The following is a 23,459-nucleotide window of genomic DNA, read 5'->3' on the forward strand; positions in this document are numbered from 1 at the left end:
ATTGATTTTTTTAGAAGGTGACATTCAGGCCGGCGTTGAAGATCCTTGTTTGCGGATAGTATTGCCCGCTGCCGGTGGGAGACTCCGGGTCAAATATCTTCACCTTGTCAAACGTGACCAGGTTTTGCCCGCTTACATACACGCGCAGGTCTTCCAGCCCGGTGCGTTTGCGCAGGGCTTGTGGAATGGTGTAACCCAGCTCCAGCGTTTTGAGGCGCAGGTAATTGGTATTCCACAGCCAGAACGTGTTGGGGCGGCTTACCCAGTATTCCTTGTCGCGGTCATACGGCCGGGGCATGGTGCCGTTCGGGTTTTCGGGAGACCATCGGTCTTCCACTATTTTCATGGGGAAGTTGCCGATCAGGCCAGACTCCGTGCGGATGTACTGGCTACTGCCGGTTGCGGCCTGCCAGAGCATGGTGAGGTCAAAGTTCCGGAACTGCGCCCCCAGGGTGAGGCCGTAATTCCAGAGCGGGTACTCGGAGCGGTTTACCCGTACACGGTCAAGGTCATTGATCTGCCCGTCTTCATTCACGTCCCTGAAGATCACATCGCCAGGCACGGCGCCTCCCACATGCGGGTACTTTTCTATTTCTTCCTTGCTTTTAAAAATGCCGATGGCCTCATAATACAGCGTGGCGCCTATCTGCCGGCCGGTGGAGCGCTGCCATTCCGGCACATTGGGCACCTCGTCCCAGAACACGATCTGGTTCTTTGCATGGGAAATATTGGCCACCACTTCGTACGTGAACTTGCCCGTTGTGCGCTTGTGGGAAATGTTGAGGTCTACGCCCTGGTTCAGCACCTTGCCGATGTTCTCATCAGGCAGTGTTAGCCCGGTGTAAATGGGCACGGAGGCGGAGCGTTTGGTAAGGATGCTGTAGCGGTGGGTACGGAAGTACTCCGCTTCTATGCCAATGAGGCCGTTGAAAAACTTGGCTTCAATGGCCAGGTCCATGTTGTTAGACACTTCCCAGGTGATGTTGGGATTCGGGATGCGGAGCGTGTAAATGCCCTGGTTCAGCTTGTCTCCGAATACGGTGCCGCCGTCTGCGATGCCGAACGTGTTCAGGTACTGGAAGGGGTTTACGAGGTCGTTCCCCATCTGCCCGTAAGAGCCCCGCAGCTTGAAGTAGTCAATAGTAGTGCCTATGGCCCGTTTCCAGAAGTTCTCGCGGGATACCACCCAGCCTGCGGACACGCCGGGAAAAAAGCCGAAACGGCGGCCGGTGGGGAAGTTCTGCGAGCCATCGTACCGCCAGTTAAAATCAAACAGGTACTTTTCATCAAAGTTGTAGGAAAGGCGGCCGAAGTAGTTGAGGCGTGCATAGTCGAAGCCCCGGCCGGTGTTGTCCTTTTCCTCATTGCTGCCGGCAAACAGCTGGTCTACCGCATCGGAGATGTAATACCGGCGGCGGGCCCAGAAATTGTCTCCCTTGTTGGTATTCTGTTCTACCGCCAGTATGCCGGTAACATTGTGTTTGCCGAAACTTTTGATGTAGTTGACCTTGGCATTGAGCGTGATGTTCTGGTTCTGCCCGTACCATTGTTCCAGCTCAGGCGCGCTTACGCCTCTTTTGGAAGCCTCCAGTATAGGCTGGCCGTTAGGGTCAGTGCCCTGGTAGGTGTAGAGCGTCCACGGTTTGATGAAGCGCTTCTGGAAGTTGAAGTTCTGGTCAAGCGCGAAGTTGGCGTCTACAAACAGCCCGTCTACGCCGGGAATGTAGAGCATCACGCCCAGGTTGCTGTTGATCACGTACGTTCTGTCCCGCTGGTAACCTATTTCGTTGGTGCTGGTCACCACGGGGTTGTCTCCATACTCAATGTCCGGTCCGGGCAATCCGTTGGGCCAGCGGGCGGCTTCCGTGGGGCGGCCGCGGAGCAGGGCGCGGAAAATGGAGCCGGCGCTGCGGGGCGGAAAGTTGCGGTCTTCCAGGCGGCCGGCCACGTCCATTCTTACCGTCAGGTATTTGTTCACGTTGGCGTCCAGGTTGATGCGGATGTTGTGCTGCCGGTACTTGGTAGCGCTGTTCTTGAAAATACCGTCCTGGAAGAGGGTGCCCAAAGACACGAAATACACGAACTTGTCAGAGCCGCCGCGGAGGGACAGATCGTGCCGGTTCTGGCTGGAGAGGGGTTTCACCACTTCCCCGATCCAGTCTGTGTTGGGATGGCCCCAGGGATCAGACCCGTCCGCAAATTTCTGGATGCGCTCTTCCGAAAAGCTGGGCTGGTCCCCGGCGTTCTCGTTGATCTCGTTCACGATGCGCGCATAAGTAGGCGCATCGGCCATTTTGGGAAGGCGCGTGGGTTGGGTGAAGCCCTGGTTGAAGCTGTAGCTCAGCATGGGCTTGCCGGTGCGCCCGCGTTTGGTGGTGATGAGAATAACGCCGTTGGCCGCACGGGAGCCGAAAATGGCCGCGGATGCGTCTTTCAGCACAGATACGTTCTCAATGTCGTTCGGGTTGAGCCGCTGGAACCCGTCTCGCGGAATACCGTCAATGACCACCAGCGGGTCAGAGTTGTTGAACGTACTGCGCCCCCTGATGAGAATGCGTGACCCGTCGTACCCCGGCTCTCCACTGCTGTTAATGGCCATCAGGCCCGAAACGCGCCCTACTAATGCGTTTGAAATGTTCACTGTTGGCGCCTGCTTGATCTCGGAGCCTTTGACGGTACTAACGGAGCCGGTTTTGGTCACTTTTTTGGTGGTGCCGTAACCTGTTACCACATACTCGTCCAACTGTTTTTCTGTTTCTTTCAGCAAAATGCTGATGCTGGTGGAGCCGTTTACCGGGTACTCCTGGGTCTCATACCCGATGAACTGAATGACCAGCACCGTCTGTGGGTCTGTGTCAGGGATGCTGAATGCCCCCTTTTCGTCAGATACGGTGCCTTTGGTGGTGCCTTTTACCCTTACGGTAACGCCGGGCAGGGGACTGTTCTTTGCGTCCCTGATCTTCCCTTTTACCGTAATGTTCTTGGAAGAGGCGGTGTTCACCTGCTGGGCCTGGGAGACGGGCATGCCTCCCGTGAAATGGGCCAGGGCAGCCATGAGCATGGCTGCGCCTAAACGTGGAATTTTTCGCATAACGGGTTTTTTAGGTGGGTTAAATAATAGTAACACTAGATAACTATGCATAATAAAGTTATCTTGTTTTTATTTAAATATTTTCGAAATAAAGCGTAGCGTGTACCCTTTCATTTTGAAAAAAATAACTGGTACCTTCAGGCCACGAATGCTTTTAATATGAAGTTTTACCAGCTTTTTGCCGGAGTAATGGTTGTTGTTCTGCTGGCGGCCTGTAAAAAGGAGAAAAGCCAAGAGGAGCCGGTAGTACAGAATACCTGTGATTATGCGCCTTACACTACGGGCTCTTCATTTGCGTACCAGCAGGTGGCGGTATCTTCGCCGGACACATTCTATTATACCTTGCAGGTGATGGGAGACAGTGTGGTGAACGGAGAGCAGTTTCGGGTGCTGGAAGACGATGCAGGCAGCGGCATGTCCTTGTTCCGCTGCGGGGGCGGCAGTTATGTGCAACTGGCAGACATTGCGGCTGTCAGCAATGTACCTTCCAACGTGGTCAAAACGGAATACCTGAAAGAAAATGTGGCTTTAGGCGGCGGCTGGCAGGAGCAGTTTCCCATTAACCTGCCTATTGTGGGAGATGTGCAGCTGACGGTAGACTATACCATTATGCAGAAAGGAACTTCCAAAACGGTGCTGGGCACCGTGTTCAATAACGTGATAGGGGTGCGGATGGAAGTGTCTGTTCCTCCTTATTTACCTCCTACAGAACTGAGCACCAACTATTATGCAAAAGGCGTAGGGCTGATCCAGCTTGATACGGATACAGATACTACAAGGCTGCAATCTTATGCTATCCGTTAAAACGGTGTTCCTCAACCGTTCACCGGCGCATTGTCTTTCCAGGCCCAGAGGTAGCGGCAGGCGTGCGTTCTGTACGGCGCCCATTTACCTGACAATTGCAGCAGTTTGGCCCGGTATGCCTTTTTATCAGCCGCATCCAGCTTGTACAGTTTGGTCATGGCCTGTTGCAGGCCCCAGTCATCAATAGCAAATATATCTTCCCGCCCGAGGTAAAACATCAGCAGCATTTCCACCGTCCACCGGCCTACGCCTTTGATGCTGGTGAGGTAGGCAATCAGTTCTTCGTTGCCGAGTTTATGCAGGCGCGCGTCTGTGAGTTTTTCTTCCTGTACAAAGCGGGCTACGTTATGTACGTAAGTGACCTTGGCGTTGGAGAGACCTATGCCGCGCAGCGTTTCAGGAGGCGTATCCAGTACCTGTTGCGTGCGTGGCTCCTTGCCGCCGTAAAGCTGCAAAAACCTGTTGTAGATCACATCCGCCACTTTTACAGACAGTTGCTGGCTCATAATGGAGCCAATGAGCTTCAGCGCAATGTTCTTCTTTACAGGCAGGTCTGCCAGTGGGGCCTCTATGATCTTCCCGAGCTTTTTGTCACGGGTCAGGTGCGGCATGTAAATGGTGTGGTGGGTACCCATATATCAGTAGTTAAAAGGCTGGCCATACAATACGTTCAGCAGGGTTTGGCCAACGGCCCTGATGGTTTGCCGGTCTATCACGGACAGGTTATCGCTGGTGGTATGGTGATGCGGCATGAGGGCGCCATTAGGCTGCATGCCGATAACGTCAAACGTGGGAATTTTGGCGATCTGGTTCACGTACGTATGGTCGTCTTCAATGAAGGAGGTACCGCCCGGCGGCTCTGAATAGGGGAAGAAGCTGCTGAAGCCGGCATTATTGCCCGCGTCCCAGAACAGTTTCATGGGGCCGTAGGCATACTGCCGGGAGGTGCCTTCCATAAAGAACGTAGCATTCCGGCCGCCCACCATATCCAGCAAAATGCCATAGTTTGCCTTGTAGCCAGGCACATGCAGGTTACGGGCCCAATACTGGGTGCCCAGGCAGTAGTTGCTGTTGTAGTCTTCCACGTCTGTGAACAGCAGGTCTATGCCGTAACCGGGTTTGCGGGCCTGCAGGTGCCGCGCGGTTTCCAGGAGTATGGCCACGCCGCTGGCCCCATCGTCCGCCCCGTCTAGCGGCTTTGTTTTGTCAAAGGCGTCTTTATCCGCCACGGGCCGCGTGTCCCAATGCGCCAGCAGCAGCATGCGCTGCGCGGCGGCGGGGTTGAAGGAGGCAATAATATTGATGCAGGGCACTTCTTGCTGAGGGGTTACGGCCACTTTTGTGCGCTGTACGTACACAGTATCCGCCAGGCTGCGGAGGGTGCCGGTGAGCCACTCCGCGCATTTTTCCTGCGCGGGCGTGCCGGGCACGCGGGGGCCAAAGGCGAGCTGGCGTTCAATGGCCGCGTAAGCGGAGTCTGCCGCAAATACGGGCGGCGGCGTACCGGCCGCGGCCGCGTTATTATCTTCTCCTGACCGTTTATGGCCGCCGTTACAGGCTGCCAGTGCAAAAGCCAACAGGATGGCCAGTTGCGGAACATTCACGCTTCTTGAAAAAATACCCGGCATGATGCGGTTTATTATGAAATGAAACGCTTCATGGTTGCCTGTCTGAACAAACATGAAGCGGTTAATAAAAACAAGGTGATGCGGCCGCTACTCAATAGCGTAAGTAACAGAACCGTCTTTTTCGTCTTTCAGCTGTATGCCAATAGACAATAGTTGATTACGGATCTTGTCTGACGTAGCGTAATCTTTTTTGCCCTTGGCCTCCTTGCGGATGTCTATAAGCAATTGCAGCACGCCTTCCAGCCGGTTGTTGTCTGCCGGTTTTTCCGGGCGCAGGCCCAGTATGTCAATGAGCCAGGTTTGCCAGGTTTCTTTCAGGAGGGTAAAAGTGCTTTCTGACAGTTCGTTCATTTTTATCTGACCGCCGCGGAGGGAGTTGATCACGGGCGCCAGCTCAAACAGGTTGGCCAGCACTTTGGCCGTGCCCAGGTCGTCATTCATGGCGTCTGCACACTCCCGGCACCAGGCTTGCACCTGTTTGTCAAGCTCCTCGTTCAACGGCGATCCGTTGCTGGCATATTCCAGTTTCTGCAGCACCTCGTAGGCGTGCCAGAGGCGTTGCAGCCCTTTTTCCGCGGCCTGCAGGGCCTCGTTGGAGAAGTCCAGCGTGCTGCGGTAATGTGTCTGCAAAATGAAGAAACGGATGGTCATGGGGCTGTAACCCTGTTCCAGCAGGGGGTGCGTGCCGGCAAACAGTTCCGTGAGGCGGATCACGTTGCCGTAGCTTTTACCCATTTTTTTACCGTTAATGGTAATCATGTTGTTGTGTACCCAGTAGCGGGCCATCAGTTCACCATTGGCAATTTCACTTTGGGCAATTTCGCATTCATGATGGGGGAACTGGAGGTCCATACCGCCGCCGTGAATGTCAAATTGTTTGCCGAGGTATTTGCCGCTCATGGCAGAGCACTCAATGTGCCAGCCGGGAAAACCCTCGCCCCAGGGGCTGGGCCAGCGCATCAGGTGCTCGGGCGGCGCTTTTTTCCAGAGGGCAAAGTCTACCTTGTTGCGCTTCTCGTCCTGGTTTTCAAGCTCACGCGTGGTTTCGAGCTGGTCTTCCAGCACGCGGCCGCTGAGGATGCCGTAATGGTGGGCCTCGGAGTATTTTTTCACGTCAAAGTACACGGAGCCGTTGGCCTCGTAGGCAAAACCGGCGTCCATGATCTTTTTGATCATTTCTATCTGTTCTACAATATGCCCGGTAGCGGTAGGCTCAATGCTGGGCTTGAGCGTGTTGAACTGCTCCATGGCCCAGTGGTAAAGGTTGGTGTATTTCTGCACCAGCTCCATGGGCTCCAGTTTTTCCAGCAGGGCTACCTTGGCTATCTTGTCTTCCGCGGCGCGGCCCTCTTCTTCAAAGTGGCCGGCGTCTGTGATATTCCTGACGTACCGCACTTTGTAACCGAGGTGCATCAGGTAGCGGTACAGTACATCGAAGGTGATGAAGGGGCGTGCGTGGCCCAGGTGAGACTCTCCGGACACGGTGGGGCCGCACACGTACATGCCCACATGACCGGGATATAGCGGTGTAAAAACTTCTTTTTGACGGCTTAAGGTATTGTAGAGTTTTAGCTGTTCTGACATATCCATTATTTCGTATTTCGGCTGGGCGAATTTCGCAATTTTAATGCCTCCAAGTTCGAATTTTTTGTGCAAAAGGGGAAAAACAAATTACGAATGCGTTATATCCGCAGTTATTTGAAGGACAAGTTGGTGATAACCGGGTAGTGGTCGCTCAGGTCTGAATGAATGATGTTGACGCCATTTACGTGGAAGCGGCGGTCTGCGAAAATGTAATCTATGCGCAGGGTGGGAGAAAGGCCGGAGAAGGTCCTGCCAATACCGCTGCCCTTTTTCAGGAACACGTCCTGCAGGTTGCCCCTGATCTTGAAATAGGTGTAGGAGGCGGGGGTGTCGTTAAAATCCCCGCATACAATTACCGGGTGGGGGCTGGTACGGATAAAGTCAGCCACAATGTTGGCCTGCCGGCTGCGGCGGGCGGAGGCGTCCCGCATTTTGTGCATGATGCCTTTGGCGGCCACCAGGCCGGTGTCTTCCTGTTTCCTGATCTTTTCAATGGAGCGGTAATCCTGCGCGTTGAAACGGTAAGATTCCAGGTGCATGTTCACCACGCGAATGGTATCGTTGCCCCGCAACACGTCCGCAAAAATGAGGCTTTCGCCCAGCGGCCCGGGAGAAAGTTTCACCTTGTCTGACTGGAGGATGGGGTATCGGGAAAAAATGATGCTGCCCCAGTGCTGGTTGCCGTCCCGGTTAAAATCGCTCGAAAAAAAACGGTGCGGGAGCCGCATCAGCGCCGAAATATCTTCCCGGTTATTAAAGTCGTTCCGCTTTTCAGAGGTATAAAAATCCTGCAGGCACAGTATATCCGGCTGCTGCCGGCGTATCAGCTCAAACATGGCCTCGCGGGTAGGTTTGCTGTTTTTTTGGGCATACAGGCCAAAGAGGGCCACGTTGTAGCTCATCACATTAAAACTGCCCTCCGGCTTGCTGGCCGGCTCCCAGTGCGTGGGCCAGCGGAAGGAAAAGAAGGCGGAAACGGACTTCCAGCCCACTACCAGGGCTACCAGGGGAATAAGGGCGTACTTCACGTCAAAAATGAGCCAGAATATGAGGAACAGCACAAGCACAACGAGCAGGAACGGGAAACCCAACGTGATAAAGCTGATAGGCCAGAACCGCACCGGCGAAATAAATGGCGCCAGGCAGGCCAGCAGGAAAAACAGAACAGTTATCACATTGAGGGTCAAAAAGAACCCCTTGGTAAAAAGTCTTAAAAATTTCAACAGGCAGTTTGTTTGGCCGGTATAAATTTAACGCATTAAAAAACAAGCGGTTAATAAAATTATGGGGAGCGGGGCGAAGCACTTGCCAGTGGAGGATGGCTGCCGCTCCGGGGGCTTCATGGCTTCAAAGACAGCCGCGCCATGATGGGGAAATGCTCAAATCCCTTGCGGCGGTAAATGAAAAAATCTTCTACGGTGAAGTGCGGCCCCGGCAGAATGTAGTCTATCCGCAGATGCGGCGCCACTGCCGAAAAGGTTCTGCCCAGCCCCGAGCCCTGCGCCAGGAAAGCGTCTTGCAGCCCGCCGCGGATGGTCTTGTAAGTGTAGGAAACGGGTACATCGTTAAAATCTCCCAGTACTATCAACGGTTCCCGCGTGGCGGCAATTTCCCTGCGGATAAGCTGGGCTTGCATGGAGCGCAGGCCAAAGGCAGCTTTCATCTTCTTCATAACGCCGTGGGCCTGGTCTTTGTTGGGCGCGGTAACAACCGTGTATTCGTTTTTCTGCAGGTTCTGGGAGGCCAGGTGAGCGGAGAGCAGGCGCACCGTATCTCCATGTACCACCAGCCGGGCGGTGATCATTTTTTCTTCCGGGGATACATTTTGCAAGTCTATGGCCGCCGTATCCACCAGCGGAAAGCGCGAAAAGATAATAGTGCCGTAATGCCAGTTTTGCCAGTTGGTGTAATGGTTTACAAAGTAGTAGTGGTCATACTTCAGCTTGCGGCGGATGCTGTCCAGGTGGTTCGGGGCCCGGGTGCCCGAATTGGTGAAGAACTCCTGCAGGCAGAGTATGTCAGGACTGGCTTTTTCCAGTTCTTCGTACATGCGCTGGAGCCTCCCCGTGTCGGTTTTGTAACGGAGCAGGCCCATGCTGCTGCAGTTAAAGGTCATAACGGTAAATGAGGCGGGGCCTGGCGGAAGGGCGGCGCCCGTGGTATGAAATCCCCAGCTGGCCCCAACGCCCGGGAGGGTTAGCAGCAGCGCGGGAAGTGATATTAACCAATACCTGCGCCGGTAAAAGATCCAGAGTGGTATAAAAAGAAAACAGGCCGGCCAGAGGTAAATGAAGGGTAGCCCGGCAAAACCGGCCGGCCAGAAAACGGCGGGGTCGGTAAATGTCAGAAAAAATGAGAACAGCAGCGTTGTTGCGAGGAATATGTTACTCCACAATAGCAAACGACGGATGATGACACGGACGAGTTTCACGTTCGGGGGCAAAAATGTTGATAGCCAAAGTTAGCATGCGGCCCCCGGATTTAAAAATCTTCCGCACTTTCCTTTTCCTTGCTGGCGCGGAGGAGAGTGTCTTTTTCTTCGGGAGTGAGGCTGTGCATGCCCTGTGCGCTGATCTTGTCCAGCAGCTCATTCAATTTGTGCTCCGGTACAGCGCCTATTTTTTGAAAGGGAGCGGCGGCGGCGGTGCTGGAGGGTTCCAGGTATTCTTCCCTGAGTATTTCTTTCTGCTCTTTGGGGTGGAAAATATGCCCTGCGGAGAAGATCACTTTGTTGACGGGAGCGCCCCAGTTGCGGCCCTTTTTATACTGGGCAATGAACATAAAGCCCATAAAGGCGCCGCCCAGCAGAAACAGGCCGGTGGCGGCATAACTGCCGCTGCTGTAAATGTCTGTAGCATGAAGGGCCAGGAAAATGGCGGTGATCACCCAAACCGGTACGCCGCCTTTCAACAGCAAGGGGAAAACGCGGCTGCGGGGCGCCAGGGTGGTTAACCCGATGGCAATGGCCATTACGCCGGCCCCTGCGCCTGTTATACTGCTGCCGGCTACGCCGGTTTGCAGCGCGGGCACCAGGTTCATGCCGCCCAGGTAAAAGGCCATGCCGCAAAGGCTGCCCATAACATACAAGGGAACGATCAGGCGGAAGCCGCCTATTTGTTGCAAAAGCGTACCAAAGCAAAAGAGCCAGACCATATTGCTGAAAACGTCCCAGAAGCCGGTATGGGCAAACATGGCCGTTAACAGCGTCCAGGGTTTGGTGAGCAGTACCATAGGGTCTGCCGGGAAACGGGTATTGTTGAGGATGTCCCTTTCGAAAGCTGCAAGGCCCGTATTTTCCATCTGGTAAATGATCTTGATAAAGAACAGCAGGATGAATACGGTGATGTTCAGGAGCAGCAGCTGGGTTACCATGTTCCTTTCTTCCCCCAAAGATAGCCGGGGCATCCGCTCTTTTTCTGCTACTTGCATGGCTCTGGTGTTTATGTTACAAATTTAGGCATTTTGCCTCAATAGAACGTTTTGCGATTGTGTTTGTTCCATATCTTCAGCAAAATGTATGCAAATAATACGCCACCCAGGTGCGCAAAGTGCGCAACGTTGTCTCCGGCGGAGTTTTTGAAGCCCAGGTACAGCTCCATGAGTATGTAGCCGCCCACAAAATATTTGGCCTTGATGGGGAAGGGAATAGGCAGAATGAAGAGATAGCTGTTGGGGAACAGGTACCCGAAAGCGAACAGCACGCCGAAAACAGCGCCAGAGGCGCCCACGGTAGCCACATCGCGGTAGGCTTCAATGAATTTGCCGAGATAGATCTTTGCGCGGATCACCATGTCATAAGATTCCGGCGGTTGCACGCTCCAGGCATCGCGGAAGCTTTGCATGGGAATTTCCTGCGGGCCTTCGAACATGGTATAGTTGCCCAGGCCGTATTTATCGTAAATAGTGTTGAAAGCGTCAAAAGAGGGATTGTTACTGAAGTGCTGCACGGCAGAGGAAAGCTGCATATTGTCATACGTTACCACGCCCAGGTGGCAAAATGCCGCACCCAGCCCGCACACCATGTAAAAAATGAGGAAACGCTTGGGCCCCCAGCGGTTCTCCAGGATGCTCCCGAACATCCAGAGCGCGAACATATTGAAGAAAAGGTGCGCAAAACCGCCGTGCATGAACAGGTGGGTCACCAGCTGATGCGGGCGGAACAGGTCAGATCCCCAGTAATGGAGCGCAAACATGTCCGTAAGATCGTACCGGAAAACACCTTTGAGGGTTACCTGCGCCAGGTATACCAACCCATTTATGATCAATAGATTCTTGATTACCAGGGGCAACATCTGGAATCTGCCGGGCCTGAATTCACTCATTTCGTGTATACTTATACGTTTGTTACTACTAATATCTTCTCTGCAACAGCACTACATTTTCTATATGGTGAGTGTGCGGGAACATGTCTACCGCCTGCACTTTTTCAATGCTGTATTTTTCGTTCAGCAGCGCCAGGTCACGGGCCTGCGTAGCCGGGTTGCAGGATACGTACACAATGCGCGGCGCCGCTACTTCCAGCAGCTTAGACGTCAGCTTCTCATGCATCCCCGCACGGGGCGGGTCTGTAATGATCACGTCCGGCGCGCCGTGTCCGGCAAAAAAGGCATCGTCACAAATATCGATCACATCACCTGCAAAAAACGCCGCATTTTTTACATTGTTCATGGCGGCATTTTCCCGGGCGTCTTCAATAGCTTCGGGAATCAGCTCTATGCCCACCACTTTGCCTGCCTGGCGGGACACAAAGATGCCGATGCTGCCGGTACCGCAATACAGGTCGTACACGGTTTCCCGGCCGGTAAGCCCGGCAAAGCTGCGCGCCACCTTGTACAGGGCCTCGCCCTGGTAAGTATTGGTCTGGAAAAAGGATTTCGGGCCTATCTTGAAGGTAAAGTCCTCCAGCTTTTCTTCCACGTACCCTTTCCCGTAAAATACTTTCGGCTCCAGGTCAAAGATACTATCATTCTTTTTGGGATTGATGGTGTACAGCAGCGTAGTAATGGCGGGCACCGTGGCCAGCAGGTGGCTTAACAGCGCCTCGCGCGCTTCCTTGTCTTCATAATGGATCACGAGGTTCACCATCACCTCGCCGGTGGTGCAGATGCGCAGCACCAGGTTGCGCAGCCAGCCCTGCTGCTGCCGGATGTCGTAAAAAGACAGTTGATGGGTCTCCGCCCAGTCTCTCACCGTGTTTTTGATGAGGTTGGCTGGTTCTTCCTGCAGATAGCAGGTCTGTATGTCCAGCACTTTGTCAAACAACCTGGGGATATGGAACCCCAAAGCGTTGCGCCGGGGCCATTCTTCCCCTGCTTCGCGTATTTCTTCGTTGGTCAGGTAAGCCTTGTTGGAAAAGGTAAATTCCAGCTTGTTGCGGTACCGCCGGGTTTTTTCCGCACCCAGTATGGGCGGCATGTCCGGCAGCGCCAGGTGGCCTATGCGCTGCAGGTGGTCTGTTACCTGCTGCTGTTTATACTGCAATTGCAGCTCGTACGGCAGCATTTGCCATTTACAGCCGCCGCAAAGGCCAAAATGCGCGCAAAAAGGGTCTACCCGTTCCGGGGAAAGGCTCCGTATGTTGATGGCCTTGCCTTCCGCCCAGTCTTTTTTGTTTTTGCTCAGCTTTACGTCTACCACATCTCCAGGCACCACGCCTCCTTCAATAAAAACAACTTTACCGTCTACCCGGGCCAGGGCCTTACCCTCTGCCGCATAAGCGGTTACGGGCACATTTTCCAGAACTACATTTTTTTTCCTCACGGGTGCAAAGGTAGGACGGTTTTTGCTACTTTTATCCCACCTATGCAAAAACTGCTATTCTTCCTCTGCTGCGTCTGCGGCCCGTTTTCCCTGCATGCCCAGGGCTACGATATTACTGTACAGCTGAAAGGGTACACCGGCGGCACTGTTTACCTGGGTCACTATATGGGCAAAACCACGTACGTGATGGATTCCGCGCAGATGAACCAGCAGGGCATAGCCGTACTGAAAGGCAAGGAAACCCAGCCCGGGGGCATTTACCTCATCGTATTGCCCGGCAAACAACGGTATTTTGAGATACTGCTGGATAAACAGCAGACTTTTTCCGTGGCGGCGGATACGGCCGACCTGGCCGGCAAAACGGAGTTCCGTAATTCGGAAGACAATGCCATGTTTGCCGCCTATAACCGTTATATAGCCACCATGGCCGGCGAGATGGAGCAGGTGCAGCGCCGGCAGGCCGCTGCCCGTACCGCGCAGGACACGGCCGCGGTACGCGCTGCGTCAGAGGCCATTGGCAAAAAACTGCAGCAATACCGGTCTGATATTGTTACCACCAGGCCGGGCACCCTGCTGGCCGTCATATTCAAGGCCATGCGCGAGCCGGTGGTGCCGCCCATGCCCCAAAAAGCCAACGGCAGCCTGGATTCCACTTACCCCTACCGTTATTACAAGGCTCATTACTGGGACGATGTAAACCTGGCAGACGGCCGCCTGGTGCGGACCCCTGTGCTGGAAGCCCGCCTTGCCCGCTATTTTGACCAGCTGGTGGCGCCCCAGCCTGATTCCGTGATTGCGGAAGCGGACTGGCTTATTGCCAAAACCCAAAAAGATAAGGAGAGCTTCAAGTTTGTAGTATGGTGGCTTACCAAAACCTACGAAACATCTCCTATTATGGGCATGGACGCCGTATTTGTACACCTGGTGGAAAAGTATTACGTGACTGGCCAGGCATATTGGGTGAACGACGAGCAGAAAGAAAAGATCATTTCCCGCGCTTACAGCATTGCCCCCAACCTGATAGGCCAGAAAGCAGCCCAGCTGGTGCTGCAGGATACGGCCTCCCGCCGTACTTCCCTCTACGATATCAAGTCCAAATACACGGTTGTTGTGTTCTGGGACCCCACCTGCGGCCACTGCATAACGGAGGTGCCTAAACTGGATTCCGCCTTCAAGGCAAGCTGGAAACAACAGGGCGTTACCATGCTGGGCGTAAAAACAGAAGGCACGCGGGAAGAATGGACCGCCTTTATCAGGGATAAAAAACTGACCGGCTGGATACACGCCTGGGACCCCGGCTATACCACCAATTACCGCAAATTCTATGATGTCTATTCAACCCCTGTTGTTTACCTGCTGGACGAGAACAAGAAGATACTCGCCAAACGTTTAGGTGTGGAGCAACTGGATGGCTTTCTGCAAAGGGAGCTGGCAGACACCGCCCGTAAACCCTGATAAACAATGTGTTACAAGACGTTATCAGGCATTTGGCACGTTCTTTGGAAAGCCTTAGTCATCACCAAAACATTAGGTTATGACGAAAAGGATTGTTCTCACTTGTATGGCTGTCGGTTTATCCGTGGCCGCAATGGCCCAGGTCAGAGTTGGGGTGAAAGGCGGTTGGAATATCGCCAACGTTACAAATACTAACAGCGGCGGCGTTGACAATAACCGCTCCTTAAATTCTTTCCATGTAGGTGCTATTGCAGACATCCCCTTATCTCCGGTACTTTCCCTGCAGCCCGGCGTTTTTTACACCGGTAAAGGCTCCAGGCTCAGCGAAGGCGATACGGATGGAAGCACCTATTACAAGACCACTACCAACCCGCAGTACATCGAAATTCCCGTGAATTTTGTAGGTAAAATACCCGTAGGGGAGCAAGCTAAGGTTTTCCTCGGAGTAGGCCCGTATGCCGCATTTGGCGTAGCCGGTAAAAACAAATGGGAAGCCAGCCTGGCAGGCGTGAAAACCAGCGGGGAATCCAATATTAAATGGGATGACGATACCCCCTTTAATGACGGCGACCAGAACCGCGGGTACGACAAGTACAAACGTTTTGACTACGGCGGTAACTTTCTGGCCGGTGTGGAGTTCGGCAACTTCCTGATATCAGCGCAATACGGCCTGGGTTTTGGCAAGATACTGTCTGGCGCAGATAATAGCACTGATGACAAGAGCAAGAACCGGGTATGGAGCTTTTCTGTAGGCTACCTGCTGGGTGGCGCCCGTTAAACAATTTACGCTATTCCGGAGTTATCATTTCATCCTGACTATATATAAATCTCTCTAAAACAACAAAAGCGAAACATGAAAAAACTAGCATTATCCGTTGCGGCCATGCTGATAGCCGGAGCCACCTTTGCCCAGGTGAAGTTTGGAGTAACCGCGGGCCCCAGCTTTTCCAGCGTTACCACTAAAGTCAGCGGCAACAAGGAAACCAGTAAAATGATGACTGGTTTGCGGGCCGGCTTTACAGCAGACATACCGCTGGCGGACGAGTTTTATGTTCAACCCAGCCTGCTCTATGTAGGGAAAGGCGGTAACGACCTGCGAGACGTGGACCTGAGAAGCCGGATCCACTACCTGCAGCTGCCCATCAATTTTATGTACAAACCCGAAGTAGGCGCCGGTAACCTCTTCATTGGCCTTGGCCCCTACATTGCTTACGGGCTTGGCGGCAAATGGGAAGGAGACTGGTTTGGCACCAACATCAGCAGGGACATAGAGTGGGGAGACGGCAAAGACCTTAAAAGGCTGGATGCCGGCGCCAACTTCCAGGTTGGTTATGAATTTCCCATGGGCTTTAACGTAGGCCTGTTTACAGACCTGGGCCTGGTGAACATTGAAGGTGCAGACAATGATAACACCTTCAAAAACACCTCTTTCGGGCTATCCATAGGCTACAAGTTCGGCGGAAGATAGTACGCGGAACATTAAACAAGGATCTATACGGTGATGAGGCCTGCCCTGCAGGCTTTGTCGCCGTTTTTTTGTGGAGATCCGAACCTTTTGCCGGCGCCGGTTGTTTTTTTTGCGGCCTGTCAGGCGCTATGGAGCTGGTATGCCCTGATTAAATTATCATAAATTGTTTCGCAACCGGACCCAGGGTGTTTCAAATGAACAAAGTTTGCCGTATGTTTGATCCCGAAATTCAAAAGAAGAGCATAGGCATACATTTTAGCAAATGAACCATACCCCGCAGTAATTGACCAGAATTGAACCGGATGGCGGGCACCCCCTTTTTTACTATCTCCTATAGCACAGCAAGGTCCCTATTGAAAAACTGAAATTATGAAAAAAGCAGGTCTGCTGTTTATGGCACTGGCATTCGTGATGCACAGTAGTGCGCAGGTGAGTGTTGGTTTGAGCTCCGGCTACACCGCCTCCAATGTTGATGTTACCGGAGAAACCCCGGGAGATTTTGGCTCCGCAGAAGGGTATATGAAAACCTTTCACGGCTGGCACCTGGACCTGGTGGTGAATGTGCCGTTGAGGAACGGCTTCTATTTTCAGCCGGTGATCAGGTACATCACCAAAGGCACCGGTTTTAAAGAGGTGCCCCCGGTGAAGGCCGAACTGCTGGACGCGCTGTATATTCCCAAGGGCGCGCGGCTGCAACTCAATTACCTGGAAATACCCTTTAACTTCGTATATAAGCTGGCGGTAGGCCCAGGCAGCGTCAGGGCGGGCCTTGGGCCCTATGTGGCGCGTGGGCTGAAAGGCCGCTACCATTATAACATTGTGAAAAACGGGCAGAACATTACGCGAACCTCAAAGTCCGTTCAGTTCAGCAGGGAGGCCAATGACAATATTTCCGTGGTGCGTATGTACCCCTGGGATGCGGGTGCCAACTTTACGCTGGCCTACGAGTTTAATAATGGTATTATGCTGGGCGCCAATTACAGCATGGGCATGATGGACATTGACCGCAACGAGTACACCCAAAGTAAGAACCGTTATCTGGGCGTTAGCCTGGGCTTCCTGTTCAACCGGGAAGATTATTGAGTGTTTTAAGGAAGTTTTTTTGATACAGGGAGACCGCCACCGGCGGGTCTCCCTTTTCTTTTTTGTGCAATAGGGGTAAATGCATTTGCCGGCGTCTTACTAGCAGCAATACATTCTCACATAAGTTTTTAAACAAAAGGTGTGACAGTTATAGGGAAAAGAGCCGCCGCGTATCCACGCAGCGGCTGTTCTTTTTATCTGATAGTGCTTACCACTTTATGGATCACGTGGGGCTTGCCCAGGGTGTAGTAGTGTAACACCGGTACACCTGCGGCCTTCAGTTCTTTGGACTGCTGAATGAGCCATTCCGTGCCCACGACCTCCACTTCTTTGTCCGTTTTGCATTTGAGGGCTTCCTCGGCCAGCTCGTCAGGCATATCTACATGAAAGGTGCGGGGCAGCACGGTCAGTTGTTTTTTGGTGGTCAGCGGCTTCAGGCCCGGAATGATGGGCACGGTAATGCCCGCCTCCCGGCAGCGGTTCACAAAGTCGAAGAACTTTTTGTTATCAAAGAACATCTGGGTCACAATATAGTCGGCCCCTCCTTCTACTTTGCGCTTGAGGTAACCCAGGTCTGTTTGCAGGTTGGGCGCCTCAAAGTGTTTTTCCGGGTAACCCGCCACGCCAATGCAGAACTTTGTTTTAAGGCCGCCCTGGAGGTCTTCTTCCAGGTAAATGCCGTTGTTCATGTGTACTACCTGGTTGAGCAGCTCCAGCGCGTAACGGTGGCCGTTGGGGTGGGCCTCAAAAAAAGTTTCGTTTTTGGGAGCGTCTCCCCGCAGCACCAGCACGTTGTCTATACCCAGAAAACTAAGGTCTATGAGGGCGTTTTCTGTTTCTTCCTTGCTGAAACCGCCACAAATGAGGTGCGGCACCGCGTCTATGGAGTAATGGTTCATAATGGCGGCACAAATACCCACTGTGCCGGGGCGTTTGCGAATTTCCACCTTGTCGAACGAACCATCTGCCCGTTTTTTAAACATATGCTCGCTACGGTGATAGGTCACATTGATGTAAGACGGCTTGAACTCCATGAGCGGGTCCAGGTGGTCATATATGGACTCAATGCTTTTGCCTTTGAGCGGGGGTAATATCTCAAAGGAGATCAGGGTATCCTTGGCCTGATTAATATGTTCCGTAACTTTCATATATCTTGGGATGTTGCTTGAAAAAACCTCGCAAAAATAGCATATCCCCCATTAATTATCTAATAGCATCCAATTCGTTAAAATATTTATATAAAACGCCCAAACCGTTGTCCATTCGCCGATTTTATTATTTTTGCTAAGTTTCAACCTATGGCATTAAGAATACATACGCAGCAACTGGTAAAGCGTTACCGGTCCCGGACGGTGGTCAACCACGTGTCTGTAGAGGTAACGCAGGGAGAGATAGTGGGCCTCCTGGGGCCCAACGGGGCGGGTAAAACCACCACGTTCTACATGGTGGTGGGCCTGATCAAGCCCGATGAGGGGGAGGTGTTCCTGAACGAACAGAACATTACCAAGCTGCCCATGTACAAGCGGGCCCAGATGGGCATTGGCTACCTGCCACAGGAAGCCAGCGTATTCCGCAAACTCAGCGTGGAAGACAATATAGCGGCGGTGCTGGAAATGACCAAACTGGGCAAGGCCGAACAAAAAGACAAGCTGGAGCAGCTGCTCAGCGAGTTCAGGCTGCAGCACGTGCGCAAAAGCCCCGGCGATGTACTGAGCGGCGGGGAACGCCGCAGAACGGAAATTGCCAGGGCCCTGGCGGTAGACCCCAAGTTCATCCTGCTGGATGAGCCTTTTGCAGGGATAGACCCCATTGCCGTAGAAGATATTCAGGCCATAGTAGCCAAGCTTAAGTACAGAAACATCGGCATCCTGATCACAGACCACAACGTACAGGAAACCCTTTCCATCACGGACAGGGCCTATTTGTTATTTGAAGGCAAAATACTCAAAGCCGGCACTGCAGAAGAACTGGCGGAAGATGAACAGGTGAGAAAAGTGTATCTTGGCCAGAATTTTATTCTTCGCAGGAAAGATTACCTTGACGAAGCGGCAAAACAATAACAGCTATCACAACCCTAGTTAAAACCTGGTATGAAGATTTTAAGTCCAGCGCTTTCCCAATTGGCCAGAATCCGTATGGGCCGCATTGAGCACTTTATGCAATACCCGCTGCAGGTACAGCAGCAGGTGTTCCAGAACCTGCTGAGTGCCGCGCAATACACGGAATTTGGTAAACAATTCGGGTTTTCCAATATTTTTAAAGTAGACGAGTTCAAACAAAGGGTGCCCGTTCATAATTACGAGTCTATCAAACCCTACATCCAGCGTACCATGGAAGGGGAACAGAACGTGATCTGGAACACGCCTATTAAATGGTTTGCCAAGTCCAGCGGTACCACGGCAGATAAAAGCAAGTTCATCCCGGTTTCCGTAGAGAGCCTGGATGACAACCATTACCGCGCTGGCCGCGATGTATTTTCCCTGTATTACAACAACTTTCCGGACTCTGACGTGCTCACCGGCAAATCCCTCGTAATAGGGGGCAGCCACCAGGTGAACAAACTGAGCCCGGACAGTGACAGTTATTATGGCGACCTGAGCGCCGTAATGCTGCAGAACATGCCTTTTTACGGCAATATGATCCGTACGCCAGACCTTTCCATTGCCCTTATGGACGAGTGGGAAGAAAAAATAGAACGCATGGCCAACGCCGTGATCCATGAAAACGTGACCTCCATAGCCGGCGTACCCACCTGGACCATTGTACTCATCAAACGTATATTTGAACTGACCGGCACAGACAACCTGGCGGATGTTTGGCCCAACCTGGAAGTATACATGCACGGCGGGGTGAGCTTTACACCTTACCGCGAGCAGTTCAGGCGCCTGATCCGCAAGCCGGGCATGAATTACCTGGAATCTTACAACGCCTCGGAGGGCTTTTTTGCCGCGCAAGACGTAATAGGGGAAGAAGGCCTGCTGCTTTTCCTCAACCATGGTATTTTTTACGAGTTCATGCCCATGGAAGAGTACGGGAAAGAATTTCCGCGCACGCTGCAACTGCACGAAGTGGAAACGGGCAAAAACTACGCGCTCATTATCAGCACCAACGGCGGCCTCTGGCGGTATTTGGTGGGAGACACGGTACAGTTTGTGTCCCTTTCCCCTTACCGCATCCGCGTGAGCGGCCGTACCCGGTCTTTTATCAACGCCTTCGGAGAGGAGCTGATAGTAGACAATACAGACAAGGCTATTGCAAAAGCCTGTGAAGAGACCGGCGCCGTGGTGAACGACTATACGGCGGCCCCTATCTATTTCAGCGAGCAGGGCAACGGCGGGCATGAATGGCTGATAGAATTTGAAGCGCCGCCGGCCAGCCTGGAGCAGTTTACCGCCGTGCTGGATACTACGCTTAAAGCCATCAACTCAGACTACGAAGCCAAGCGGCACAAGGATATTGCCCTGCGCAGCCCCATTGTGCATATTATGCCGCCGGGCACCTTTACAGAATGGCTGAAAAGCAAGGGCAAACTGGGCGGCCAGCACAAGGTACCACGGCTCAGCAACGAGCGGAACGTACTGGAGGAGATCCTCCGGTTTGTTGAAAAACACTGAACAATGGTCTAAATTCTATTACCTTCGTTCATCCAACTAAAGCTAAAAACCTATTTGATAGAAAATGAAATTACTCGACAACAAAGTAGCCATCGTAACAGGCGCCAGCCGCGGAATTGGTGAGGCCATTGCACTGAAATTTGCAGAGGCGGGCGCACATGTTGCATTCACCTATGTAAGCTCTGATGAAAAAGCCCGGGCCCTGGAGGCAAAACTGACGGCCAAAGGCGTAAAAGCAAAAGCCTATAAAAGCAATGCCGGCGTATTTGCTGATTGCGAAGCACTGGTGAACGATGTGGTGAAAGAGTTTGGTACGGTAGATATTTGCGTAAACAATGCAGGCATTTCGAAAGATAACCTGTTGCTCCGCCTCAGTGAAGAGCAGTGGGACGAGGTGATGGACGTGAACCTGAAAAGCGTGTTCAACATGACCAAGCTGGTAATGCGCCCCATGATGAAGGCCAAAAGCGGCAGCATCATTAATATGAGCTCCATCATAGGTATCAAGGGCAACGCGGGCCAAAGCAGCTATGCCGCTTCCAAGGCCGGCATCATAGGGTTTTCCAAATCCATAGCGCAGGAAATAGGCAGCCGCAACATCCGCGTAAACGCTGTGGCGCCCGGCTTTGTTGAAACAGACATGACGCATTACCTGAAAGACGGGGAAGGCGCCAAGGCTTATCTTGACCAGATCCCTCTCGGCAAATTCGGCTCCCCGGAAGATATTGCCAACGTATGCCTCTTCCTGGCCTCAGACATGGGCGCCTATGTAACGGGGCAGGTGATCAGTGTTTGTGGTGGGTTGAATACCTGAGAACAGTTAGAAAACAGCATACCTCCCGGAGGGAGGATATCCAATACGGGCAGAGCGCCCGGCACGTTACAAAGGCTCCGGAATACCGCCGGGGCCTTTGTATTTTTTGAGGCCTGTCAAAAATCTTTCCCCGGTATTTCTACCCGGAAGGTTTCCAGGCACTTTCTGTCTTGCAGGGTAACATACACCGTTTTACCGTCTTCCCCGCCAAATACCAGGTTGCTGCAGGCTTTACCCTTCAGCGGTATTTCGCGGAGCTGCTTCCCTTCCGGCGAAAGCACTACAATGGTGCCTTTACCATAGCGGGTTACGTACAGGTTGCCGGCCTTGTCACACTTCATGCCGTCAAACCCGAAATCAGGGAACTCGGCAAAAAGCGTTTTGTTGGAAATATGGCCGCGGGCGTTTACATCAAATTTCCAGATCCTGCGCTGCACGCTTTCGTTTACGTACAGCGTTCTTTCATCGGGGCTCAGGGCTATGCCGTTGGTAGTGCCCATCTGGTTGGCCAGCAGCACCGCCTTGCCCGGCTTGTCTATACGCCAGAGCTGGCCAGTGCCGTTCTTCCAGTTGGGGTCAGAGGCAAAAAGCTGCCCTTTTTTATTGATGCACAGGTCGTTAGGCTGGTTGAAAAAAGGATGGTGCACGTATACGCTGACTGCCCGCGTGCGCATGTTTACCTGCAGCACGTTGTGGCCCTTGAAATCAGCCAGCAGCATGTGGCCGTTGCGGTGAAACTGTATACTGTTGGCAATGCTGCCCTCCGGCAGGGTCACAAACACTTCCCCGCTGCCGTTCTGCGTGTTGATCTTGCCAATAGTGCCGTCTTTCTGGAAATTCACCACGTACAGGTTGCCGTCCCGGTCAAAGTTGGGGCCTTCTATGTTCTGGGAAAACATGTTTTCCGCGGTGAGGTCCCGGGCGGTATAGAGGGACTCCTGGGCGCCTGCGGTACAGGTTGCCAGGGAAACGAACGCAGTGAAAAAGTATTTCATTGTATTAAATTAATTTTTTTTAGCGGAAAACTCCAAATGCGCCTAATTTGCAGCCCGTATGATTCACGTATCAGATATCAAAGACCTGGAAAGGCTCACCATTCACAAAGTGGGCAATGCCACCAACGAAGACCCCCTGGTGTTGTCCCAGCAGCCGCTGGAGCTGAAAGATGAAACCATCGGCCACCTGCTGCTGAGTTACTTCATTCAGCCATTTATCAATAATGCGGAGTATTTCCGGTTTTATCACGAAGCAGACATCCACCTCAACGAGGTGTATAAATATTGCAGCCTCATTTTTGAAGACCCGGCCAACTTCCAGGAGCAGTCTGTCAACATTGCCAAACATCTCTACAAACACTCTACTCATCCCAAAATAAAGGGCGGAGAGCTGTACATTGTCCACTTTTCCAAATGCCAGGTAGATGGGGATGAAGTAGAGGCCATCGGTATTTTCAAGTCAGAGAACCGGGATACCTACCTGAAGGTGTTCCTGAGCAACGACAATTATGAAGTGAATTACGATGACGGTATCAACATCAACAAGCTGGACAAGGGCTGCCTGGTGTTTAACGTGGAGCAGGAGGAAGGATACAAGGTGAGCATTGTAGACAGTATCAGCAAGCAGAATGAGGCCGTGTACTGGAAAGATGCTTTCCTGCAGGTGCAACGGCGCGAAGACAGCTACCACCAAACGGAAACCATGGTGAGCCTCTGCCAGCAGTTCATACAAAAAAAGCTGCCGGAAGAGTTCGAGATGAACCGGGTAGACCAGATAGAGCTGCTCAATAAATCTGCCGCCTACTTTAAGGAAAAGGAGCAATTCCAGGCGGATGAATTTGCGGAAGAAGTGCTGGGCCACCCCAATGCGGTAGATGCTTTCCGCAATTACCGGGACCATTTCCGGGACGAGTACCGGCTGGATGTACCGGACGAATTTGACATTTCCACCCATGCCGTCAAGAAGCAACAACGGGTATTTAAAAGCATCCTGAAGCTGGACCGGAACTTCCATGTTTACATTCACGGCAACCGGGAGATGATAGAGCGGGGGTATGATGAAGAAAGGAGCTTGAGTTATTACAAGCTGTATTTTGAAGAAGAGAAGTAGGGGATAGCCGTTCTGCCTGGAGGTGCAATGCCTGGTACTTTTGGCGGAGTGC

Annotated in this window: 20 protein-coding genes and 1 pseudogene; 9 read left to right on the forward strand and 12 right to left on the reverse strand. The window is 52.7% G+C overall.

Going from position 1 to position 23,459, the window contains the following annotated elements:
* Positions 1-10: 10 nt before the first annotated feature.
* Positions 11-3,091, reverse strand: coding sequence for a SusC/RagA family TonB-linked outer membrane protein (locus tag D3A97_RS07870; RefSeq protein WP_157986408.1), 3,081 nt, complete (start codon positions 3,089-3,091; stop codon positions 11-13).
* Between the two features lie 189 nt (positions 3,092-3,280).
* On the opposite strand from D3A97_RS07870, the gene D3A97_RS07875 reads away from it, so the two are divergent.
* The gene (locus D3A97_RS07875) at positions 3,281-3,895 is read left to right on the forward strand and encodes a hypothetical protein (RefSeq protein WP_157986409.1); all 615 of its coding nucleotides are present in this window, start codon (positions 3,281-3,283) and stop codon (positions 3,893-3,895) included.
* A gap of 11 nt (positions 3,896-3,906) precedes the next feature.
* On the opposite strand, the gene D3A97_RS07880 is transcribed toward D3A97_RS07875, so the two are convergent.
* The 9 genes and pseudogenes from D3A97_RS07880 to rlmD all read right to left on the reverse strand — a co-directional run bounded on the left by D3A97_RS07880 (position 3,907) and on the right by rlmD (position 12,867).
* Entirely contained in the window at positions 3,907-4,530 is a 624-nt protein-coding gene (locus D3A97_RS07880) for a DNA-3-methyladenine glycosylase family protein (protein WP_119077828.1), read from the reverse strand.
* A 3-nt stretch (positions 4,531-4,533) separates the two neighbouring features.
* Entirely contained in the window at positions 4,534-5,523 is a 990-nt protein-coding gene (locus D3A97_RS07885; RefSeq protein WP_157986410.1) for a M28 family peptidase, read from the reverse strand.
* 87 nt (positions 5,524-5,610) lie between these two features.
* A complete protein-coding gene (cysS, locus tag D3A97_RS07890; RefSeq protein WP_119078480.1) occupies positions 5,611-7,107 on the reverse strand; it encodes a cysteine--tRNA ligase in 1,497 nt (498 codons plus the stop codon).
* 110 nt (positions 7,108-7,217) lie between these two features.
* Positions 7,218-8,330: an endonuclease/exonuclease/phosphatase family protein gene (locus D3A97_RS07895; protein WP_198673893.1), complete on the reverse strand. Its 1,113-nt coding sequence runs from the start codon at positions 8,328-8,330 to the stop codon at positions 7,218-7,220.
* 116 nt (positions 8,331-8,446) lie between these two features.
* Positions 8,447-9,223: an endonuclease/exonuclease/phosphatase family protein gene (locus tag D3A97_RS07900; RefSeq protein ID WP_157986412.1), complete on the reverse strand. Its 777-nt coding sequence runs from the start codon at positions 9,221-9,223 to the stop codon at positions 8,447-8,449.
* An 81-nt stretch (positions 9,224-9,304) separates the two neighbouring features.
* Positions 9,305-9,538: pseudogene (locus D3A97_RS25455) on the reverse strand (hypothetical protein); the annotation flags it as partial.
* 50 nt (positions 9,539-9,588) lie between these two features.
* The gene (locus tag D3A97_RS07905) at positions 9,589-10,536 is read right to left on the reverse strand and encodes a rhomboid family intramembrane serine protease (RefSeq protein ID WP_119077832.1); all 948 of its coding nucleotides are present in this window, start codon (positions 10,534-10,536) and stop codon (positions 9,589-9,591) included.
* A 38-nt stretch (positions 10,537-10,574) separates the two neighbouring features.
* Entirely contained in the window at positions 10,575-11,372 is a 798-nt protein-coding gene (locus D3A97_RS07910; RefSeq protein WP_232825880.1) for a rhomboid family intramembrane serine protease, read from the reverse strand.
* Positions 11,373-11,457: 85 nt separating this feature from the next.
* Positions 11,458-12,867: a 23S rRNA (uracil(1939)-C(5))-methyltransferase RlmD gene (gene rlmD, locus D3A97_RS07915; RefSeq protein WP_119077833.1), complete on the reverse strand. Its 1,410-nt coding sequence runs from the start codon at positions 12,865-12,867 to the stop codon at positions 11,458-11,460.
* A gap of 42 nt (positions 12,868-12,909) precedes the next feature.
* On the opposite strand from rlmD, the gene D3A97_RS07920 reads away from it, so the two are divergent.
* The 4 genes from D3A97_RS07920 (at position 12,910) to D3A97_RS07935 (ending at position 16,873) form a co-directional block, all read left to right on the forward strand.
* Entirely contained in the window at positions 12,910-14,322 is a 1,413-nt protein-coding gene (locus D3A97_RS07920; protein WP_119077834.1) for a TlpA family protein disulfide reductase, read from the forward strand.
* Positions 14,323-14,428: 106 nt separating this feature from the next.
* Positions 14,429-15,100: a porin family protein gene (locus D3A97_RS07925; protein ID WP_262697036.1), complete on the forward strand. Its 672-nt coding sequence runs from the start codon at positions 14,429-14,431 to the stop codon at positions 15,098-15,100.
* Positions 15,101-15,175: 75 nt separating this feature from the next.
* Positions 15,176-15,790: a porin family protein gene (locus D3A97_RS07930; RefSeq protein ID WP_119077836.1), complete on the forward strand. Its 615-nt coding sequence runs from the start codon at positions 15,176-15,178 to the stop codon at positions 15,788-15,790.
* A gap of 369 nt (positions 15,791-16,159) precedes the next feature.
* A complete protein-coding gene (locus tag D3A97_RS07935; RefSeq protein WP_119077837.1) occupies positions 16,160-16,873 on the forward strand; it encodes an outer membrane beta-barrel protein in 714 nt (237 codons plus the stop codon).
* Between the two features lie 194 nt (positions 16,874-17,067).
* Here the strand turns inward: D3A97_RS07935 and metF are convergent, their stop codons facing one another.
* Positions 17,068-18,021, reverse strand: coding sequence for a methylenetetrahydrofolate reductase [NAD(P)H] (gene metF, locus D3A97_RS07940; RefSeq protein WP_119077838.1), 954 nt, complete (start codon positions 18,019-18,021; stop codon positions 17,068-17,070).
* Positions 18,022-18,171: 150 nt separating this feature from the next.
* Here metF and lptB point away from each other — a divergent pair, with 150 nt between their 5' ends.
* The 3 genes from lptB (at position 18,172) to fabG (ending at position 21,301) form a co-directional block, all read left to right on the forward strand.
* Entirely contained in the window at positions 18,172-18,933 is a 762-nt protein-coding gene (lptB, locus tag D3A97_RS07945) for an LPS export ABC transporter ATP-binding protein (RefSeq protein ID WP_119077839.1), read from the forward strand.
* A gap of 30 nt (positions 18,934-18,963) precedes the next feature.
* Positions 18,964-20,487, forward strand: coding sequence for a GH3 auxin-responsive promoter family protein (locus D3A97_RS07950; protein WP_119077840.1), 1,524 nt, complete (start codon positions 18,964-18,966; stop codon positions 20,485-20,487).
* Positions 20,488-20,551: 64 nt separating this feature from the next.
* A complete protein-coding gene (gene fabG / locus D3A97_RS07955) occupies positions 20,552-21,301 on the forward strand; it encodes a 3-oxoacyl-[acyl-carrier-protein] reductase (RefSeq protein WP_119077841.1) in 750 nt (249 codons plus the stop codon).
* A gap of 116 nt (positions 21,302-21,417) precedes the next feature.
* On the opposite strand, the gene D3A97_RS07960 is transcribed toward fabG, so the two are convergent.
* The gene (locus D3A97_RS07960) at positions 21,418-22,296 is read right to left on the reverse strand and encodes an SMP-30/gluconolactonase/LRE family protein (RefSeq protein ID WP_119077842.1); all 879 of its coding nucleotides are present in this window, start codon (positions 22,294-22,296) and stop codon (positions 21,418-21,420) included.
* A gap of 58 nt (positions 22,297-22,354) precedes the next feature.
* Here D3A97_RS07960 and D3A97_RS07965 point away from each other — a divergent pair, with 58 nt between their 5' ends.
* Positions 22,355-23,407 (forward strand): nucleoid-associated protein, encoded by a 1,053-nt coding sequence (locus D3A97_RS07965; protein WP_119077843.1) that lies wholly within the window; start codon positions 22,355-22,357, stop codon positions 23,405-23,407.
* Positions 23,408-23,459: the final 52 nt, after the last annotated feature.

The sequence above is a fragment of the Chitinophaga alhagiae genome, from assembly GCF_003568665.1.
GTDB lineage: Bacteria > Bacteroidota > Bacteroidia > Chitinophagales > Chitinophagaceae > Chitinophaga > Chitinophaga alhagiae.

Coding starts and splice junctions, on each gene's coding strand:
- D3A97_RS07870 (WP_157986408.1), bottom strand. CDS start 3,091: ATGCGAAAAATTCCACGTTTAGGCGCAGCCATGCTCATGGCTGCCCTG.
- D3A97_RS07935 (WP_119077837.1), top strand. CDS start 16,160: ATGAAAAAAGCAGGTCTGCTGTTTATGGCACTGGCATTCGTGATGCAC.
- D3A97_RS07925 (WP_262697036.1), top strand. CDS start 14,429: ATGGCTGTCGGTTTATCCGTGGCCGCAATGGCCCAGGTCAGAGTTGGG.
- D3A97_RS07875 (WP_157986409.1), top strand. CDS start 3,281: ATGGTTGTTGTTCTGCTGGCGGCCTGTAAAAAGGAGAAAAGCCAAGAG.
- D3A97_RS07960 (WP_119077842.1), bottom strand. CDS start 22,296: ATGAAATACTTTTTCACTGCGTTCGTTTCCCTGGCAACCTGTACCGCA.
- cysS (WP_119078480.1), bottom strand. CDS start 7,107: ATGTCAGAACAGCTAAAACTCTACAATACCTTAAGCCGTCAAAAAGAA.
- lptB (WP_119077839.1), top strand. CDS start 18,172: ATGGCATTAAGAATACATACGCAGCAACTGGTAAAGCGTTACCGGTCC.
- fabG (WP_119077841.1), top strand. CDS start 20,552: ATGAAATTACTCGACAACAAAGTAGCCATCGTAACAGGCGCCAGCCGC.
- metF (WP_119077838.1), bottom strand. CDS start 18,021: ATGAAAGTTACGGAACATATTAATCAGGCCAAGGATACCCTGATCTCC.
- D3A97_RS07920 (WP_119077834.1), top strand. CDS start 12,910: ATGCAAAAACTGCTATTCTTCCTCTGCTGCGTCTGCGGCCCGTTTTCC.
- D3A97_RS07880 (WP_119077828.1), bottom strand. CDS start 4,530: ATGGGTACCCACCACACCATTTACATGCCGCACCTGACCCGTGACAAA.
- D3A97_RS07930 (WP_119077836.1), top strand. CDS start 15,176: ATGAAAAAACTAGCATTATCCGTTGCGGCCATGCTGATAGCCGGAGCC.
- D3A97_RS07905 (WP_119077832.1), bottom strand. CDS start 10,536: ATGCAAGTAGCAGAAAAAGAGCGGATGCCCCGGCTATCTTTGGGGGAA.
- D3A97_RS07965 (WP_119077843.1), top strand. CDS start 22,355: ATGATTCACGTATCAGATATCAAAGACCTGGAAAGGCTCACCATTCAC.
- D3A97_RS07950 (WP_119077840.1), top strand. CDS start 18,964: ATGAAGATTTTAAGTCCAGCGCTTTCCCAATTGGCCAGAATCCGTATG.
- D3A97_RS07900 (WP_157986412.1), bottom strand. CDS start 9,223: ATGACCTTTAACTGCAGCAGCATGGGCCTGCTCCGTTACAAAACCGAC.
- D3A97_RS07885 (WP_157986410.1), bottom strand. CDS start 5,523: ATGCCGGGTATTTTTTCAAGAAGCGTGAATGTTCCGCAACTGGCCATC.